Source organism: Undibacterium sp. TJN25 (assembly GCF_049339885.1).
Taxonomy (GTDB): Bacteria; Pseudomonadota; Gammaproteobacteria; order Burkholderiales; family Burkholderiaceae_D; genus Undibacterium.
On record NZ_JBMPPM010000052.1, the window covers coordinates 1 to 288 of the forward strand.

Genomic DNA, 288 nt, shown 5'->3' on the forward strand with positions numbered 1-288 from the left:
TTTGCGGCATTGGGCCGTCTGCTGCGGAACATACCAGGATCGCGCCGTCCATCTGGGCTGCGCCGGTGATCATGTTTTTGACATAATCGGCGTGGCCTGGGCAGTCTACGTGGGCGTAGTGGCGTGCCGCTGTTTCGTATTCGACGTGGGCCGTATTAATAGTAATACCGCGCGCTTTTTCTTCTGGCGCTGCATCGATCTGGTCGTAGGCTTTGGCTTCGCCGCCAAATTTCTTGGACAATACTGTCGCTATCGCTGCCGTCAATGTGGTTTTACCGTGATCTACGT

At 55.2% G+C, this 288-nt stretch carries 1 protein-coding gene; it reads right to left on the reverse strand.

Annotation, left to right across the window (positions count from 1 at the left end; translation table 11 throughout):
- On the reverse strand, window positions 1-288 hold a 288-nt coding region (locus tag ACO0LO_RS29080), incomplete at both ends, for a GTP-binding protein (RefSeq protein WP_422970046.1).